This is a genomic window from Mycobacterium sp. NGS17, from assembly GCF_059813205.1.
The window spans coordinates 341877-357410 of the sequence record NZ_JCALED010000003.1 but is presented as its reverse complement, the minus strand read 5'-3'; the positions used below and the strand labels follow the sequence as shown (position 1 = coordinate 357410).

The 15534-nt window shown below is 64.4% G+C and carries 16 protein-coding genes; 9 read left to right on the top strand and 7 right to left on the bottom strand.

Annotation, left to right across the window (positions count from 1 at the left end):
• Positions 1-2: 2 nt before the first annotated feature.
• A complete protein-coding gene (locus AC5Y7E_RS09570; protein WP_499948653.1) occupies positions 3-1208 on the bottom strand; it encodes a cytochrome P450 in 1206 nt (401 codons plus the stop codon).
• Positions 1209-1266: 58 nt separating this feature from the next.
• Between AC5Y7E_RS09570 and AC5Y7E_RS09565 the strand changes: the two genes are divergently transcribed.
• The 7 genes from AC5Y7E_RS09565 to AC5Y7E_RS09535 are packed head-to-tail and all read left to right on the top strand — an operon-like array spanning position 1267 to position 8476.
• Positions 1267-2502, top strand: coding sequence for a CaiB/BaiF CoA transferase family protein (locus AC5Y7E_RS09565; RefSeq protein ID WP_499948652.1), 1236 nt, complete (start codon positions 1267-1269; stop codon positions 2500-2502).
• Positions 2499-3728: a CoA transferase gene (locus tag AC5Y7E_RS09560; RefSeq protein ID WP_499948836.1), complete on the top strand. Its 1230-nt coding sequence runs from the start codon at positions 2499-2501 to the stop codon at positions 3726-3728. The genes AC5Y7E_RS09565 and AC5Y7E_RS09560 overlap by 4 nt, the downstream gene beginning before the upstream one ends.
• 43 nt (positions 3729-3771) lie before the next feature.
• Positions 3772-4575 carry an SDR family NAD(P)-dependent oxidoreductase gene (locus AC5Y7E_RS09555; RefSeq protein ID WP_499948651.1) on the top strand — a complete coding sequence of 268 codons (804 nt, stop codon included), beginning with the start codon at positions 3772-3774 and terminating at the stop codon, positions 4573-4575.
• Between the two features lie 20 nt (positions 4576-4595).
• The gene (locus AC5Y7E_RS09550; RefSeq protein ID WP_499948648.1) at positions 4596-5042 is read left to right on the top strand and encodes a VOC family protein; all 447 of its coding nucleotides are present in this window, start codon (positions 4596-4598) and stop codon (positions 5040-5042) included.
• Between the two features lie 46 nt (positions 5043-5088).
• On the top strand, positions 5089-6288 hold the full coding sequence (locus tag AC5Y7E_RS09545; protein ID WP_499948646.1) for a cytochrome P450: 1200 nt from the start codon (positions 5089-5091) through the stop codon (positions 6286-6288).
• Positions 6289-6290: 2 nt separating this feature from the next.
• On the top strand, positions 6291-7334 hold the full coding sequence (locus AC5Y7E_RS09540) for an acyl-CoA dehydrogenase family protein (protein ID WP_499948644.1): 1044 nt from the start codon (positions 6291-6293) through the stop codon (positions 7332-7334).
• Positions 7335-7336: 2 nt separating this feature from the next.
• Positions 7337-8476, top strand: a complete 1140-nt coding sequence (locus AC5Y7E_RS09535) for an acyl-CoA dehydrogenase family protein (RefSeq protein ID WP_499948642.1) — start codon at positions 7337-7339, stop codon at positions 8474-8476.
• A gap of 11 nt (positions 8477-8487) precedes the next feature.
• On the opposite strand, the gene AC5Y7E_RS09530 is transcribed toward AC5Y7E_RS09535, so the two are convergent.
• Positions 8488-8694 (bottom strand): hypothetical protein, encoded by a 207-nt coding sequence (locus AC5Y7E_RS09530; RefSeq protein WP_499948640.1) that lies wholly within the window; start codon positions 8692-8694, stop codon positions 8488-8490.
• 119 nt (positions 8695-8813) lie between these two features.
• On the opposite strand from AC5Y7E_RS09530, the gene AC5Y7E_RS09525 reads away from it, so the two are divergent.
• Positions 8814-10109, top strand: coding sequence for an amidohydrolase family protein (locus AC5Y7E_RS09525; protein ID WP_499948638.1), 1296 nt, complete (start codon positions 8814-8816; stop codon positions 10107-10109).
• 29 nt (positions 10110-10138) lie between these two features.
• On the opposite strand, the gene AC5Y7E_RS09520 is transcribed toward AC5Y7E_RS09525, so the two are convergent.
• Genes AC5Y7E_RS09520 through AC5Y7E_RS09510 form a run of 3 tightly spaced genes read right to left on the bottom strand, consistent with a single transcriptional unit; the run spans position 10139 to position 12486 of the window.
• Positions 10139-11086 (bottom strand): SMP-30/gluconolactonase/LRE family protein, encoded by a 948-nt coding sequence (locus AC5Y7E_RS09520; protein ID WP_499948636.1) that lies wholly within the window; start codon positions 11084-11086, stop codon positions 10139-10141.
• Complete coding sequence (locus AC5Y7E_RS09515; RefSeq protein WP_499948634.1) at positions 11083-11613, bottom strand: nuclear transport factor 2 family protein; 531 nt, start codon at positions 11611-11613, stop codon at positions 11083-11085. The genes AC5Y7E_RS09520 and AC5Y7E_RS09515 overlap by 4 nt, the downstream gene beginning before the upstream one ends.
• Positions 11614-11670: 57 nt before the next feature.
• Positions 11671-12486: an SDR family NAD(P)-dependent oxidoreductase gene (locus AC5Y7E_RS09510; protein WP_499948631.1), complete on the bottom strand. Its 816-nt coding sequence runs from the start codon at positions 12484-12486 to the stop codon at positions 11671-11673.
• A gap of 174 nt (positions 12487-12660) precedes the next feature.
• On the opposite strand from AC5Y7E_RS09510, the gene AC5Y7E_RS09505 reads away from it, so the two are divergent.
• Positions 12661-13518, top strand: coding sequence for a mycofactocin-coupled SDR family oxidoreductase (locus tag AC5Y7E_RS09505; protein WP_499919912.1), 858 nt, complete (start codon positions 12661-12663; stop codon positions 13516-13518).
• 22 nt (positions 13519-13540) lie between these two features.
• Here the strand turns inward: AC5Y7E_RS09505 and AC5Y7E_RS09500 are convergent, their stop codons facing one another.
• Together AC5Y7E_RS09500 and AC5Y7E_RS09495 are read right to left on the bottom strand one after the other, a co-directional pair.
• A complete protein-coding gene (locus tag AC5Y7E_RS09500) occupies positions 13541-14338 on the bottom strand; it encodes an enoyl-CoA hydratase/isomerase family protein (RefSeq protein WP_499948630.1) in 798 nt (265 codons plus the stop codon).
• Positions 14335-15531 carry a cytochrome P450 gene (locus AC5Y7E_RS09495; protein WP_499948627.1) on the bottom strand — a complete coding sequence of 399 codons (1197 nt, stop codon included), beginning with the start codon at positions 15529-15531 and terminating at the stop codon, positions 14335-14337. The genes AC5Y7E_RS09500 and AC5Y7E_RS09495 overlap by 4 nt, the downstream gene beginning before the upstream one ends.
• Between the last annotated feature and the right edge of the window lie 3 nt (positions 15532-15534).

Here is a 15534-nt window from a genome sequence, read left to right as displayed (position 1 = left end):
CCTCAGCGGTAGTTCAGCATGACCGGCAAGCGGTCGTGAGTGTGCACCAGCGCGGATGCCCGCTGCACACGTTCGCCGACAACGTGAATTCCCTTGGCGCGCTTGGCGATTTCCTCGAGCAACAGGCGGGCCTCGCGCCGAGCCAGCGCGGCACCCATGCAGAAGTGTTCGCCGACGCCGAAGCCGAGGTGATTCGCGGCATCGGCGCGGGTGATGTCGAACTGCTCGGCTGTGGGTCCCCAATGCTCTTGGTCGCGATTGGCCGACGCGTAGGCGAGCAGCACACCGTCGCCTTCCTTGACGGCGACGCCGCGAAGTTGCACGTCGTGGGCGGCTTGACGGGCCATGCTCATCACCGGCGTCCAGTACCGCAGCACCTCCTCGACCGCGTTGTCGGCCAGGCTGGGGTTCGCGAACAATTTCTCGGCCTGGTCGGGATGCTCGTCGAGGCAGTCCGCTATGCCCGCAATCAGGCTCTGCGTCGTTTCGCTCCCCGCTGCCAGCAATGTGAGCGCGTAGATCATCACCTGGGCGTCGTTGAAGGGTTCTCCGTCGACGGTCACTTCCGACAACATCGTGAGCAGGTCGTCTCGCGGGTGGTCTTTGCGTTCGGCGACTAGGCCCAAAAGGTAAGGGCCGATCTGGTCGAAAATCAACGCCATGTCGCTGTCATTGGCCAGCCCGCTGCCCACATTTGCGATCGTGGTCGCCCAACCGGCGACTTTGGGCCAGTCCGCTTCCGGCACCCCGAGCAGGTAAGCGAACACATATACCGGAATGGGCTCGGCGATCCGCTGGATCCAGTCGAATTCGCCTTCTGGCAGGCCATCGAGCGCATCGTTGACGACCTGGCGTACCCGGGCTTCCATCTTGGCTACTGCGGCGGGCGTGAAGCGAATGCCGATGGCCTTGCGATGCGCACGGTGTTCGGGCGGATCCATGAACATGATTCCGCGGGACTTGTAGCCCTGTGGGTCTCGTCCTTCCCGGTGCGCGATCAGGTCCATCATGATGCCGATGCGCTCGGACCTGAACTTCTCGGGACGCGCCGAGATTCCCTTGATGTCATCGTATTTGGTGATGACCCAGAACTTGCCCTCGTCATACCAATGAACGGGATCGCGGTCGCGCAACTGCGCAAACGTCTCGTTCGGGTGGCCGAGGTAAAACGCCGGCTCGTCGAACCGGGCGGCTGCGATCGTCACCATAAACTTGAAGAATAGCCTCTGGTTGGCAGCAGAACAAAATGTGTTTTATTGTTACACGGTGACCGGCGGCTTGTCCCATCTACGCGTGTGCGACCTGGGCGGCCAGCTGGCTGGGGCAGGCGCAACAAAAATCTTGGCTGCGTTCGGTGCGCAGGTGATCAGGGTCGAGGATCCGCTCACCAACGGCATGTGGGACGCACTGCGCGGAGTGGGCCCGTTCGTCGACGAGCGAAGAGGTGTGAACCTCGGCGCCGGTTTCAACAACCACAACGTGGGCAAGCTCGGCGTGACGATCAACCTGCGCGCCGATGCCGGTAAGCAGTTGCTCCGCGAGCTGATCGGGGTGTCCGACATCGTCTGTGAGAATTTCGCGGCCGGCGTGCTGGCCAGGATGGGCTTCGGCTACGACGAGCTGCGGCGAATCAAACCAGACATCATCTACGTCTCCAACTGCGGATTCGGCCACACCGGTCCATACCGTCAGTTCAAAACCTGGGGCCCGATTGTGCAGGCACTCAGTGGGCTGACCTTCACCTCAGGGCTGCCCGACAACGAACCTGCGGGATGGGGCTATTCCTACATGGACCACATCGCCGCTTACTACATGACCGTCGCGATCCTGGCGGCCGTGCATCAGCGCGAACGCTCCGGCGAAGGCCAGCACGTCGACTTGGCGACGGTGCCGGCCGGCATCGCGATGCTGCCCACCGAAGTGCTCGACTGGACGGTCAACCGGCGACCCGCACGCACGGCCGGACGTCCCGACGGAAATCACGCTGACTTCGGCGAGATGGCGCCACATGGCATCTACTCGTGCCTGGGCGAGGACCGGTGGATCGCCATCGCCTGCCGTGACGATCGCGACGTCACCCTGTTGGCCAAAGTCTTGGACGAGCCGGAACTAACCGCCGACCGTTTCGCCACGCTCGAACAGAGGTTGCGCGCAGCTGACGAACTCGACGAGATGATCTGCGCATGCACTCGAATACGCGAGGCCTCGCTCCTGGCAAGCGAACTCACCACCGCGGGAGTTCCGGCCAGTGTCGTCAAGTCACCCGCTGAACGCATCGACGAAGATCCCGACCTAGCGGAATGGGGTCTCTTCCCGACGGTCGAGCATCCGGAGATTGGGACGGTGCGGGTCGAGGGCCTGCCGCTGCGATTGTCGGCGTCGCCATGGAACGTTACGCAGGCGGCGCCCTGCCTCGGCGAACATAACCGCGATGTGTTGTGCGGGCTGCTCGGGCACCGCGATGAGGAGTTGGACGAACTGAAGAAGCAGGGTGTGATCTGAGCGCACTAACGGGAATTCGCGTCGTCGAGATCAGCGACCAGTTCACTCCTATAGGGGGACGGATACTCGCTGAACTCGGCGCCGACGTCATCGTCGTCGAACCTCCGACCGGATCGCCACACCGGTCGCGGCCACCGTTTGCGCGCGACATTGCCGGGCGCGATGCCAGCCTGCGGTGGTGGGGCGGCAATGTCGGCAAGCGCTCGGTGACCATCGACCTCGACGCGCCTCAGGGCATAAGTGTGCTGCAGCGCCTGATCGCCGGCGCCGACATTGCGATTTCGGGGGCCGGCGCGGTCGGCGGTGGCACGCTGAGTCACGACAACCTCGTCGCCGAGAATCCTTCGCTGATCTGGGTGGTCGTCAGTCCGTTTGGACTCAACAGTGTCCGGGCCGACCAACCGGTCACCGATCTGACGATGCTCGCAGGCGGGGGCCCGGTGTGGAATTGCGGCTACGATGACCATTCGTTGCCACCGATTCGGGGCGCCGGCGAGCAATCGGCAAACCTTGCAGGCCTTTACTGTGCGATCGGCGCGTTGGTCGCGGTGGCGCACCGCGACCAGACCGGCCAGGGTCAGGTCGTCGACGTCAATGTCAATGCGGCCTGCAACGTCAGTTGCGAGCAGACCACCTACCACTGGCTGGTCAACAACGAGACGTGCTTGCGACAGACCGGCCGCCATGCGTATTTCACGCCGAGCCAACGTACCCAAGTTTTTTGCGCGGACGGCGCGTATGCCACCACGGGCGTGCTTCCCCGCAAGCCTCACGAATTCGCGAATTTGCTGGACTGGCTGGCGGATCTGGGTCTCACCGACGAGTTGCCCGAGGCGGTCTTTTTGGAACTGGCCGCATCCCGTGACGTGCCGGTGGATATCGCGCTCATTGGCGCCGACGACGAAACGACCGCGATCCTGACGGCGGCACGGGATGCGATCACCTTGATCGCGTCCCGGATGCCCGCTAAGGAATACTTCTTGGAGAGCCAGCGGCGCGGATTTGCAGCCGGCGCGGTGTTGTCCCCCGATGAGGCATTCGACGACGAACACATTGCCGCCCGCGGATTCCCGGTTCCCGTAAGCCATCCGGAGCTGGGTACGACAGTCAGCTACCCGGGCATCCCTTATATCTTCGGTCTCGCGCCGACCACGACGCCGGCTCGGCCACCGTTGCTCGGCGAGCACAACGACCTACTGGATGAATATTTCATCAACGGCGAATGACGGCCTGGGCGAGCAGCGCATCGATCGTAGGAGGGAGCTTGGCATGGAGTTCAAGGACAAATATGGTCCGTGGGCGCTGATCGCCGGAGCGTCCGAGGGGCTGGGCGCGGCCTTTGCCATGGGAGCCGCCGAGCGCGGATGCGACGTCATCCTGGTTGCCCGGACCGAATCCAAGCTTGCCGCCGTAGCGGGCGAGATCGAGCGCACCCATGGCGTTCGGGCTCGCACACTGGCGATCGACCTGAGTGGACCCGATGCCGCGGCGCGGGTCGTCAAAGCAGTGGACGACATGGAGGTTGGACTCCTCGTCTACAACGCTGCGGCCGAGCCGCGCGGTCTGTTTCTGGACACCCCCGATGAGCAGCTTGTACATAACGTCCATATGAATTGCACTGTGCCGACCCTCATCGCCAAGGCACTCGCCGCCAAGATGGTCGAGCGGGGTCGTGGGGGAATTGGATTGTGTTCGTCGGGCGGGGCTCTGCAAGGATTGCGCATCTTCGCCGCGTACGGCGCGGCCAAGGCCTATGAATTGCTTCTCGCCGAGGGACTTTGGGACGAGCTGCGGGGCACGGGCGTTGACGTCATGGGCTACGTCATCGGCACCACTCTGACGCCGACGTTCCGGCGGGAAAGGAATGTCACACCGGAGCTGGAGGCGGCGCTGCGTGAAGCAGGTGCGCAGAGCCCCGCGGAATGTGCCGCCCGTTTCTACGACGTTTTCGGCACGGGCCCGCGCGGATATGCGTCCGACCGCATCGCGGAGAAGTTCGCCGCGGATGCGCAGCGCCCGAGGGCCGAGGTCGTTGCCGAGTTGGGGGAGTTCATGCAGGCTGGATTCGGGTGAGCCGCTCGGGGAAGCGTTCGATGAGTGCCGGCCACCGCCTCACCCACGTCGGGCTTTGCGTAGGCGACCTTGACCGCTCGCTCGAATTCTACTGTGAGGCCTTGGGATTCGATGAGCTTGGCCGCATGCGCGCCGACGATCACGCCACGGCGCAGCTGCTGGATGTTCCCGGCCTGGTGCTCGACATCGTCTACCTGCAGCGGGACGGATTTCGCATCGAGTTGCTCGGTTACGCGGCGCCCGGGGTGCACGGGAATCTTGAACCCCGGCAGATGAATGCAGTGGGATTTACCCACTTGTCGTTTCGCGTCGACGACCCCGACGAACTCATCGCGCGGATCGAGCGCTCCGGGGGGCGGGCACGACCCGAACGGACGGTGACATTCGAAGGTGGCAACCGCGGCCTGATGGCCACCGACCCCGACGGAAATTGGCTGGAGTTGATTGAGCGCCGCCCTAGACAGTGATCAACTGATCACAAAACGTTCGATTGTTCAGCCAAATGATAGAGTCATGGCTGTGCCGGCCACCAGTGAGCTGATGTATTCGCCGTTCTCTAAGGCGATCTTCGACAATCCGTACCCCGTCTACCGGCGACTGCGCGACGAGGCACCGGTCTACCGGGATCCCGAGGACCGCTGGTGGGTGCTGTCCAGATTCGACGACGTCTCACGGGCACTCCGGGACTGGGAGACCTTCTCGTCCAAGCTTGGTCCGGCACCGGAGAATCCCGACAACGACGGCCGCAAATACTCCGTAATCTCGATGGACCCCCCTCGCCACGACCGTATTCGCGGCGTCCTCAAGGGCTTCTTCACACCAAAAGCGGTCGCCGCGATGGAGTCCGCCCTGCAATCGGTGGTCAACACTCATCTTGACCGGCTGCGCCCCGGAACCACCGTCGACGCCATGGAGGCCTTCGCGTTCTCGGTTCCCACCGACGTGATCGGCGACCTGCTCGGCGTGCCGCACGGCGATCGTGCGCGGCTGCGCGTCTGGTGGGAGGCCTTCCTGACGCGCGAGGAAGGCGAAGTGGTCATGCCGGCCAAGGCCATCGAAGCGAATCGGATGATCAGCCAGTACATCGGCGACCTCATCGAACGGCGCCGCACCGAACCCGGGGACGATTTGATCAGCATCGTGCTGCAGGCCACCTTCGACGACCCCGAGGCCGGCGGTGAGCGCTCGTTGACCGCGCACGAGGTGCTCATGTTCTGCAACCTGCTTTCGGCCGCGGGGTCGGAAACCACTCAGAAATTGATCTCCAACGGCTTGGTCGCGCTCGCGGAGCATCCCGACCAGTGGCAGCGAATTGTCAAAGACCGCAACCTTATTCCCGTAGCCGTCAATGAGGCACTTCGTTATGACACCCCGAGTCATTGGGTGGCCCGCACGCTGACGCGGCCCATTGAGCGGCACGGTGTCACCATGAACGCCGGAGACTGGGTGCTGCTGCTTTTGGGCAGCGCGAACCGGGATGAACGTCGATACAAAGACCCCGACCGTTTCATCATCGGGCGGCCTCGCGGCACCGACGTCTATTTCGGCTGGGGAATCCACATCTGTCTTGGGCAGTGGCTGGCGCGCCGAGAGGCGCAACTGGTGTTCGACTACATCGCCAAGAAGTTCCCGAACTACGGCATCGGGGCGCACGAGCGGGTACTCACCGCGACCGTGCGCGGCTACACCCGCGTGGAGATGACCCTGCGCTGACCATGAACATCGCCTTCACCGACGAGCAGCAACTGCTGCAGGACACCGCCACTCGGCTGGGGGAGAGCCTCGGCGTCACCGGCCCCGAACAACTACCTACCGATGCGGTGCTCGACGCACAGTGGCGCCAGGTTGTGGAACTTGGTGTGCCGACGCTGCGTTCGCCTGCCTTGTGCGGACTCGCAGCCAGCGGCGTGGAAACCGCCATCGTCATCGAGCAGCTGGCGCGAGCCCTCAGCGCCGTTCCGGTGATAGGCCAAGCGGTGCTGGCCACCGAGCTTTTAGAGGCTGCCAGTGCCGAGGAGGAACTGCGGCTGGTCGCAAACGGAAGCCTGCGGGTGGCGCCGGTGCTGACGATGGACTTGGCGGGATTCGCAGCGGCGAATCAGCCAGGAGTGGCATTCGACGCGGCAGGCGCTACCCACGCACTACTAGCGGTCCGAACGGATGGGCAACGCAAGCTCCTCTGCGCGCCGCTGGATGGTGACAAGGCGGCCGCCCTCGACCTGACCCGCGTGTTGCGCCGCACGCCAGCCGATTTGGCGGCTTCGGCAGTCGCGACCGGGGAGCCCATCAGTGATGAGCGCTGGCAGCGGCTGGAGTCGCTGGCCATGACCGCGTTCGCCGCCGACCTTGTCGGCGTCATGCAAGGCGCGCTCGATGATGCGGTGCGCTACGCCGGCGAACGCGCGCAGTTCGGAGTCAAGATCGGCTCATTCCAGGCGGTGGGGCATCTGCTCGCGGATGCCCTGGTGCAAGTGGAAGGCGCCCGCAGCTGTCTGTGGCACGCCGCGTGGGCGATCGACCAACTGCCGGTTGAGGAGGCGCGGTTGGCAGCGATGACGGCGAAGGCATACGCTGCCGCGGCGGGCCGCGAGGTGGTGGAGACGACCGTTCAGGTGTTCGGCGGCATCGCGATCACGTGGGAGCACATCTCGCATCTGCGGCTGCGTCGTACGCTGCTGGACCGGCGCTTATTCGGTGACGAGGTGGTTCACTATGACGCCATCGCGGCGATGCGGTTGGCCAACCGGGAGTTGGCGTAGCGATGGACTTCAACGACAACGCGCCCGAAGCGCAGTTCCGCGCCGAGCTGAGGCAGTGGCTTTCCGAACACGCCGCGGACGCTTCGATCCCCGAGGATCCCGCCGCCCGCGCCGATGCGCAAAATGCTTGGCATCAAACGCTTTACAAAGCCGGGTACATCGGGCTCTCCTTCCCCGTCGAGTACGGAGGGCACGGCAAGGCCCCCATCTACGAGGCGATACTCAACGACGAACTCGGCCGCGCCGGCGCCCCGCCCATAGAGGGGGTCGGCCACCTCAGCAACGCCTTGCGGTTGTTCGGTACGGACGAGCAACGGGACACCCTGCTGCCCGGACTGTTGTCCGGCCAGGTGCGGTGGTGTCAGGGATTCTCCGAACCCGAGGCTGGATCCGACCTCGCCGGCCTGAAGACCCGCGCCGAGTTGATCGAGATCGAGGGGCGTCAGAGCTTCCGCGTCAATGGCCGCAAGATCTGGACGAGCTTCGGGGCGGTCGCCGACTGGTGTTTCCTGCTGTGCCGCACCGAGTCCGAGGCCCCCAAGCACGCTGGCATCTCGGCGCTGTTGGTACCGATGTCGACGCCAGGGATCCAGGTCCGGCCGATTGTCAATGCCGCACGCAACCGGGAATTCACCGAGGTCACGTTCGACGACGTGGACGTACCCGTGGCCAATCTGCTAGGTGAGCGCGGCCAGGGCTGGTCCATCGCAAGCCAGCTGCTGGCCTACGAGCGCGGTCCCGGCGACATCAACTGGGTCAGCCGGCTCTCGACACAATTGCGGCGGCTCGAGAACGACATCCGGACCGGCTGGCTCCTCGACTCACCCGCGGCGCGGGCCCGGCTTGGACAGGCCTACGTGGAGTTACGCGCTCTCCAGGTCAAGGTTCAGCGCTCACTCACGGAGCGCCAACGCGGCAAACTTCCGGGCCCGGAGGGGTCGGTCGACAAGCTGCTCATGGCCCGTGCGGACCAGTACTTGGGCCACACCATGATGGATCTGTGCGCCAGCGGCCCTCTGCTCACCGAGGGCCTGGAATGGGACATCTACCTGTGGTCGCGCGCCGCCGGCATCTACGGGGGCACCGCGCAAATCCAGCGCAACATCGTCGCGCAGCGGGTGCTTGGGCTGCCACGCGCCTGAGCAGGTGCCGGTTAACCTGGCCCGGCCTCGGTCAGGTGTCTGTACGCCTCTTTGAGACCGTTGAGCCGCCTTTCGAGGATCTCGTCGCCCGCGTGGGCCCCGCTGAGTTTCGCGCCGACCTCGGCTATCTCCGCGGAGAGCCGTTCGGCCGCTTCACCCTTGGTGAGCAAATCTTGGTCGGCCCAGTCGTCATGGGGGATGCGCTCATGCGAGTCCATCGTCTCTCCTCAGTGCACCATTGGTTTGAGCCTAGGTGGAGATCGGCGTTATAGTCAGTTAGGCATAAAGTGTTTAGTTGTACTGTAACGCATGAATCGGAAGAGTTGAGGACTGGACGATGCCCCTGCAACCATCGATGAAGCTTCTGTCGGTCGACGATCACCTCATCGAGCCACCCCATGTCTGGATCGACAGGCTGCCGAAGAAGTACATCGATCAGGGTCCTCGCATCGTCGACTTCCCGCGCGAGGGTGCCCCGCCCATGCAGCAGTGGGTCTATGAGGGCCGACCGTATCCCAACATCGGGCTGAACGCGGTCGCGGGCAGGCCCCCGGAGGAGTTCGGCGTCGATCCGATTCGCTACGCCGACATGATCCCTGGATGTTATGACCCGAAGGCCCGTTTGGCCGATATGGACATCGACGGTGTCCACGGGATGTTGTGCTTTCCGTCGTTTCCCCGATTCTGCGGCACGGTCTTCCTCGAGGGGCAGGACAAGGAACTGGCGCTGCTGGGCGTCAAGGCGTGGAACGACTTCTCGCTCGATGAGTGGTGCGCTACGGATCCCGCCCGCTTCATCCCTATGGCGATCACTCCGCTGTGGGATCCAGCGCTCATCGTCGCGGAGATCGAGCGTGTGGCGGCCAAGGGAGCCCGGGCGATCGGCCTCCCGGATAACCCGACAAACCTCAAGCTGCCCAGTTATCACACCGCGTACTGGGAGTCGGTGTGGTCGGCGTTGGAAGAGACGAATCTGACGGCGGTGATGCACTTCGGCAGTGGCGGATTCCCGCCTCAGACGGCGCCGGAGGGGCCGTTCGCGGTGATGATCACGTTGATGGGCACCACGTCGATGGCCGCGGCCACCGAGCTCATCTTCTCGCCGGTGTTCCATAAGCATCCAAACCTCAAAGTGGCGTTCTCCGAAGGTGGCGTCGGCTGGATGCCTTACCTAGTCGAGCGCGCGGATTACGTCTGGCGCAAACACAAGTACTACCAGAACATTCACCCGACCGTGGCGCCGTCGGAGCTGTTCCGGCGCAACATCTCCGGATGCTTCATCGAGGACGAAGTCGGGATGGCTATGCGGCACCAGATCGGAATAGACAACATCACCTGGGAGTGCGACTATCCTCACTCCGACTCGTTCTGGCCTAAGAGCCGAGCACGCGCCGAGGAAATGCTGGCCGATGTACCCGACGAGGAAGCTGCCAAGATCGTCGAGCTCAACACTCGGCGCTGGTACGCATTCCCCGAGGAAGGCTTCAAGTCCTGCACGGCGGACTCGGGGTGGCGCCCGAATGACGGCAACCCAGCCGACTATGACTACGACGAGGTCATGGCAAGTCATGGCGGGGTCGGCATGGAGGCCTTCATGAACAAGATGGAGGAGCAGAAGGCTCAGAAGGTTTGAGCCTGAAGCGTTCGGACAGGCTGCGTCTCTCACGGTGACGCCTGGTCGACGCCTGAACTCTTCAGCCAGTTCTCGACCATGACCAGTCGTCCCGATGATGCGAGCGTCATGAACAACGTGTGGCCATCGGGACTCAATGCGACATTGGTGGTCATCGGGTCGTCGGCGGTAATCGCGCCCAGCAGTTCGCCGGTCGGCGAGAAGACGCTGACACCACCTGTGCCGAGGGTTGCGACCAGGATGCGGCCCGTCGGGTCCACACACAGCCCGTCCGCTCCACCGACGTTCAGCGGGCCACCACTGGGCAGGGTGGCCAGTCCACGCGCCCGACCCACCACGCCGGGTTCGTCGAGTTCGAATTCCCAGATGCGGCGGGTGCGGGTTTCCGCCACGTACAACAGCGCGCCGTCGGGCGACAACGCGACGCCGTTGGGCATTTCGAGCGGGTAGACGATTTCGCGAAGGCCGCCGTCGACGGTGCCATAGAGCAGCCCAGTCATGGTGCGGTTGCGGTTTTGCACCACTCCGCCATCGGTGACATAGAAGCCGCCATGGCCGTCAACGCAGATATCGCTGGGCCGCGTCAACGGCAGCACGCTCCCCGAACGCGTGCTGAACTCGGCGGTGAGCGTGCTGACATAACCGCTTGGATCGACAAGCTGTAAAGCCGGAACGACCGGCTCGTCAGGCGGGCCAACCGGCCGGAAAAGCGTTGCACAGCCGTCGAAGTCGTAAGGCCACGGGCCGAGCCCGAACGTAGAACCGCCATTCTGGCAGACCACCAGTCGGCCATCCGCGAGTCGAGCCAATCCGTTGGGCCCGCCGCCGGTCTCGGCAACAGTCTCGGTGACCCCGTCCGGGCGAACGCGGGTGATCCTTCCCGCCGCCATCTCCGACACCACAACCGAACCGTCGTCGAGGGCGAGGGGGCTTTCGGGGAAGGCCAGCCCATCGACCAGACAGCGGCTCCCGCTCACCGCCGCTGTTCCTTGTCCGTCTCAGCGGCCGCGTTCGCCGTGCTCTGCCACCAAGCGGCGAACACCGGATCGGCCAGCGGCAGGTCCCCGACACCGGTTTGGTTTCGCGGCCACTCCGCTGCCTGTTGCGTCAGGGGCGACGTCTGACGGCTGACCCCGTAGCACAAGCGGTGCCGTCGATGCACGAAAAGCCAATGCCCGCCGTAGTATTCGTAGCTGTCTTCGTACTTGATGAGCTGTTCGATGAACCCGTCGGCGTGAGTCTGTGCGAAGCACTGGGCCCAGACCTGCCCGTGCGCGCGGTCTACGGCGTTGAGCTCGATGAGGTGGTTGGCGACGAGGATGACCGCGAATACGCTCGCGTCGACGCTGTGGGACATCAGCCGGCGCAGGCCCTCGCGGCCCTCACCGTGGTGGCCGAACCGCGCGTGTGGGACGAACAGGTCGGCCATCGCCTCGACATCCCGTGTTTCAATCGCCGCGCCGTAACGGTAGGGCAGTTGGCGAATCTCTTCGCGTGCCAACATGTCCCTCACTGGGTCGGCGTCTTCCATCGAATCCCCTTCCGCAGACCTCGTGGGGCCCTAGGGCGCCGGCGTCGACTGGCCGAGTATGTAGTGCCCGGATTGCGGATGGTGGTACCAGCCGCCGGCCGCCGACGTTCCGCCATCGACATGCAGCGTCTGCCCGGTCACATATGCGCTGAGACCGCTGGCCAGAAAGACTGCTGCTCCGGCCATTTCGTCAACGTGACCGGCCCTGCCCATCGGCACCATGAGCTTGGCGTTCTCGGCGCCCGCGGGGGCCATCTTCGCCAGGCTCTCGGTCAGGGTGAAGTCGGGCGCCAGCCCGTTGACTCGGATACTGTGCGGAGCGAGTTCGAGCGCAGCGGTTTTCGTGAAGTTCACGACCCCCGCCTTGGCCGCGGCGTAGGCGGCAAACCCGGGTGCCGCCCGCACCGCCTCAATCGTGCTGACGTTGATAATGCTGCCGCCTTCGCCTGCTTCGATCATGGCACGCGCAACCCGTTGCGTGCACAGCAAGACCTGGGTCAGGTTGATGCGAATTAACGCGTCCCACCCGTTGGACGAGGTTTCGAGTAGGCCGGACCAGAAGACTCCGCCGGCGTTGTTAACCAAGACGGTTGGAGTCCCCAGCTTCTCGACGGTGGCGGCGAGGGCATCATCAACCTGCTCCTCCTCGCGAACGTCGGTGACGCAGGCGAGGCCGCCGAGTTCCGCGGCCGCTGATGTTGCCGTCCGCGCGTTCCTCTCCCAAATCGAGACCTTCGCGCCGAATTCCGTGAACGCCGCGGCCACCGCGCGCCCAATCCCGGACCCGCCGCCCGTCACGACCGCTACCCGACCGTCCAGCGATGCGGCGTTTCGGTGCAGCGTCACTGGTTTTTCCTCATGCCGATCAGCCTGGTCGCAGGTATCCACCCGCGTGACAGATTAACACTGAGTGTTCTATTATCCAATAACGTCGGCGGGGTCGCGCCCGGACGTTCGGTCGGCTGCCGTAGTCGGGGTGTGAGGTCGGGCCAGCCGGCTCATCGAATGACGGAGGAGCAGATGCAGCGTCTGAGCGGCAAAGTGGCCGTGATAACCGGAGCGGCGCGTGGACAGGGCCGCAGCCACGCGATTCACCTGGCCGACGAGGGCGCCGACATCATCGCGCTGGACATTTGCGCCGATATCGACACCAACGACTACCCCCTTGCCACCCGGGAGGACCTGGACGAAACCGTCAAGCTGGTCGAAAAGTCTGGTCGCCGCGCGGTCTCGGCGGTCGTCGACGTGCGGGACCGCGCCGCGCTGAAGAAGGCGATCGATGAGGCGGTCGCCGAGTTGGGCGGTCTTCATGTCGTGGTGGCGAACGCCGGAATCCTCCCGATGGGTATCAACATCCCGTCCCGCGGCTTCATGGATGCGTTCGACGTCGACTTCGTCGGCGTCGTCAACGCGGTGCACACTAGTTTCGAGCACCTGCGGGCGGGTGCATCGGTCATCGTCACCGGTTCCATTGCGGGGCTGGTTTCACAGAAGGACCTGGCCACCGGTGGCGGACCGCAGGGTCCCGGGGGTGCCGGTTACGGTCTCGCCAAGAAGATGCTGGGGGAGTACACCAAGGGGTTGGCTTTGACGCTGGCGCCAGAGCAGATCCGCATTAACATCGTGCACCCGACCAACGTCAATACCGGGATGTTGCATAACCTTCCGATGTACCGCACGTTTCGTCCGGACCTCGCCGAACCGAGTCGCGAGGACGCAGAGCTTGTCTTCCCGTTGCTGCAAGCGATGCCCGTCCCATGGATCGAGCCGGAGGACATCTCCCACCTGGTGGTGTACCTGGCCTCCGACGAGTCCCGTTACGTCACCGGTCAACAGATATTCGTCGACGCCGGCGCGGGTATGAAACTGGGCCTTTAGCAGTCCATTCGCCAAGCGGTCGTCAGCGGCCACGGAAGTCGGGGTCGCGTCGCTCAACGAAGGCGGCCATGCCCTCTGCGACGTCGTCTGTCCCGGCTACCTGTTCCACGAGCAGGGCCTCGGTACGAAACGCCGCATCGCGGTCGACGTCAAACGCTTGATTGAGCATCGCCTTGGCCGCCGCCAGCGCGCGTGTCGGTCCACTCGCAAGCCGACGGGCCCATGCGCGCGTCTCGTCCTCGAGGTCGCCATCGGCGACCACTTTGTTGACCAGGCCGATCCGGTAGGCCTCGGACGCTGACAGCTCCTCGCCGAAGAACAGCAGCTGCTTGGCGATATTGAAGGGCACCTTGCGGGCCAGCAGGTAGGCGGCACCGCCGTCGGGCGCAAGCCCGCGGCGTGTGAAAAGCGCCATGAGCCGAGCGCTTTCGGCAGCGACGATGAGATCGCAGGCGAGCACCATGCTGGCGCCCACCCCGGCGGCGACGCCGTTGAGCGCGCACAGCACCGGCTTTTCGCAATCGAGCAAAGCTGACACCACCGCCTGAGATCCCATACGCAGAATCCGGGCGGCATCGCCGGCGACCCTGTCTTTCTTCGGTTGCATGCCTGGATCGTGGAGATTGGGTCCGGTGCAGAAGTGCCGGTCGCCGCGACCGGTGAGCACCACCGCTCTGATCTCGGGATCGCTGGACGCGGCCTGGAGATTCTCAATCAGGCTTCGCTGCATGGCCCGCGTCACCGAATTGCCGGCGTCTGGTCGGTCCAATACCAACCAGCGGACCGCGTCCTCGGTCCGTGCCGTCAGATCGGGGATCACAGCCGAATCGGCACGCTGGCCGGGCCGCGCACCGAATTGGTGTGCACGTAGGTCACCGCCTCTTCATCCACGTCCCACGCCGGAAATCGCGCCAGTGTCTCTTCCAGCGCGACCCGGGCCTCCAGGCGCGCGAGTGCGGCACCGAGGCAGAAGTGCGAACCGTGACCGAAGCTGATGTGGCGGATTCCGGTTCGTTCGACGTCGAAGACGTCGGCATTCTCGTATTGGCGTTCGTCGCGGCCGGCCGAGCCGGTCAGCAGCGCCACCCGTGAACCCCCGGGGATGAGCGTTCCGTGATAGGTGACTTCGCGTGCTGTGTAACGGCCCTGTACGGGCGACGGGGCGTCGTAGCGCAGCAGTTCCTCGACGGCGTTGCCGATCAGTTCTGGGTTCGCGGCCAGTTTGGCCCGCTGCTCGGGGTAGCGCGCGAGCGTCAGCGCCGCCCAGCCCAGCAGCCGCGCCACTGTTTCGTTGCCGGCGACGTTGATTGTTGCGATGAACATCAACACCTCACCGTCATCGAGGCGACGCGACTCGCGGCCCGCTTGGACCAGGTCGGACCCCATCAGGTTGCCGACGATGTCGTCGCTCGGAACGATCCGGCGCTGCTGAATCTGGTCGGCGTAATAGCCCAGCAGCTTGGCGTTGGCTTGCTGGCCGTCTTCGCTCAGCTGAGTTGCCCCGTCTTCGCGGTGGAGCTGGGCATCTGACCATTCCCTCAGGTTGTCGTGGTCCTGCTCGGGAAACCCGAGCAGGGAACTGATGACCATCACCGGCAGCTTCATTGAAAAGTCGCGCACGTAGTCGAAGCCCTCGGTGCCGACGAACTCGCCCAGGTAGCCGCGGCACAGCGTGCGGACGCGGTCCTCGAGTTTGGCGACACTTGTGCGAAAGAAGGTGCGGTTGACCATCTTTCGCAGCGCAGTGTGGTCGGGCGGATCCATCATGATAATCGGCTTGGGCGATACCCACGGATCGTCGCCGATCGCGTCCAGCGTGACACCGTGCTCCGAGGAGAACGACTCGGTGTCCAGCGACGCCTCCATCACGTCGGAAAACCTGCTCAAGGCGTAGAAGTCGTACTCCGTGTTGTGGTAGACAGGCGCTTCGTCGCGCAACCGTTTCCAGACCGCATACGGGTCCTTGTGCAGGGCGCGATCGAACGGATCCCAACGTAGGCCCGTTGTCGTCATCGG